Genomic DNA, 1,813 nt, shown 5'->3' with positions numbered 1-1,813 from the left:
TATCCGCAGGCCGATACCACCATCTCGGCCCGCCATGTTGTACCGGATTGGCCCTCTGTCCATCAGGAGCTCAAGCGTAAGGGGGTCTCCAAACAACTGCTCTGGGAGGAGTACACCCAGCGCTATCCCAACAGCTGTTACAGCTACTCCCAGTTCTGCGACCGTTACAAATCCTGGTGTCAGTTGCAAAAGCGCTCCATGCGCCAGATCCACAAGGCGGGGGAAAAGCTCTTTATCGACTACTGCGGGCCCACGGTGCCCATCGCCTCGCCCTCCACGGGGGAGGTCCGTCAGGCCCAGATCTTTGTCGCCGTGCTTGGTGCGTCCAACTACACCTTTGCCGAGGCTACCTGGTCACAGTCACTGCCGGACTGGTTGCAAAGCCATGTCCGTGCCTTTGAGTTTTTCGGCGGTACACCTGCACTGCTGATCCCCGACAACCTCAAAAGCGGTGTCAGCAAGGCTTGCCGATACGATCCCGAGCTCAACCCCAGCTACCAGCAGTTGGCCGAGCACTATCAGGTGGCAGTGATGCCAGCTCGCCCTTACAAGCCCAAGGATAAAGCCAAGGCTGAGGTGGGTGTGCAGATCGTCGAGCGCTGGATCCTCGCCCGCTTGCGCCACCAGACCTTTTTCTCGCTGGCCGAGCTCAACCAGTGCATCCGGGCCTTGCTGGACGAACTCAACGAGCGCCCGTTCAAGCAACTGCCCGGTAACCGGCGCGAGGCGTTTGAGCAGTTGGACCGCCCGGCGCTGGGACCACTGCCGGTGCATCCCTATCGCTATGTCGCCATCAAAACGGTCAAGGTCAACATCGACTATCACGTCAGCTATGAGCAGCACCACTACTCGGTGCCACACCAGTATGTGGGCCAGCAACTGGAGCTCCATGCTGGCGACACTTTGCTTCAGGTCTATCACCAGCAACAGCTGGTCGCGAGCCATCCGCGTAAAACCATCCCGGGGATGAGCACGATCCCGGAGCACATGCCGGAACGCCACAGCAAGCAGCAACGCTGGACGCCAGGCCGTCTCAAGCAGTGGGCTGCTGATATCGGACCGGGCACCTTGTGCTGGGTGAGCGAACGGCTGGAAGAGAAAGCCCATGTCGAGCAGGCATACCGACTCTGCCTGGGGCTACTGAGTCTTAGCCGGGAGTATCCGCCATCACGGGTCGAGGCCTGCTGTCAGTTGGCTAATCGGGAAGGACTGGTGCGACTCAAACAGCTCAAGTCGGTGCTGACCAGTGGCCGCGACCAACTGCCCGAAAGCCCGCTGAGCTACCCAGAGTTACCGCAAGAGCACGAGAACATCCGTGGCCCCCAGAGCTTCCACTAAAGAGGATACGCCCCATGACCCAACAAACCCTGACCCGCCTGAGAAACCTGAAACTGACCGGCATGGCGGATGCAGTGCAACAACAACTGGAACAGGCCAGTACCTACGAAGGGCTGCCCTTCATCGAGCGTCTAAGCCTGCTGGTCGAACACGAACAACTGAGCCGGGAGCAACGTAAACAAGCTCGGCTAGTCAAGCAGGCGCGGCTCAAACTCCAAGCCACGGTGCAAGAGGTGGACTACCAGTCTGCACGCAACCTGGAGCGGTCACAGGTTGCAAACCTGGCCCAAGGAGAGTGGCTGCGCCGAGGCCAGAACCTGCTCATTACCGGCCCCTGTGGCTGTGGAAAAACCTACCTGGCTTGTGCGCTGGGCTACCAAGCCTGTCAGCAAGGGCATAGCACTCGTTACTACCGGCTGCCGCGTCTGCTACTTGAGCTGAGCCAGGCCAAGGTAGATGGCAGTTACGCCAGACT

General features: G+C 59.8%; 1 protein-coding gene and 1 pseudogene. Both read left to right on the top strand.

The window, feature by feature from the left end; all coding sequences use genetic code 11:
- A partial coding sequence (gene istA, locus OKC42_RS22605) for an IS21 family transposase (protein WP_270820933.1) occupies nucleotides 1-1,338 on the top strand: 1,338 nt, incomplete at its 5' end.
- A gap of 14 nt (nucleotides 1,339-1,352) precedes the next feature.
- Nucleotides 1,353-1,813 (top strand): annotated as a pseudogene (istB, locus tag OKC42_RS22600) (IS21-like element ISAs29 family helper ATPase IstB); the annotation flags it as partial.

Origin of the sequence: Aeromonas sp. Y311-2, assembly GCF_027706025.1 — a bacterium.
GTDB classification, from domain to species: Bacteria; Pseudomonadota; Gammaproteobacteria; order Enterobacterales; family Aeromonadaceae; genus Aeromonas; species Aeromonas veronii.
The sequence above is the reverse complement of the archived record's forward strand: the minus strand, read 5'-3'. Positions and strand labels throughout refer to the sequence as shown.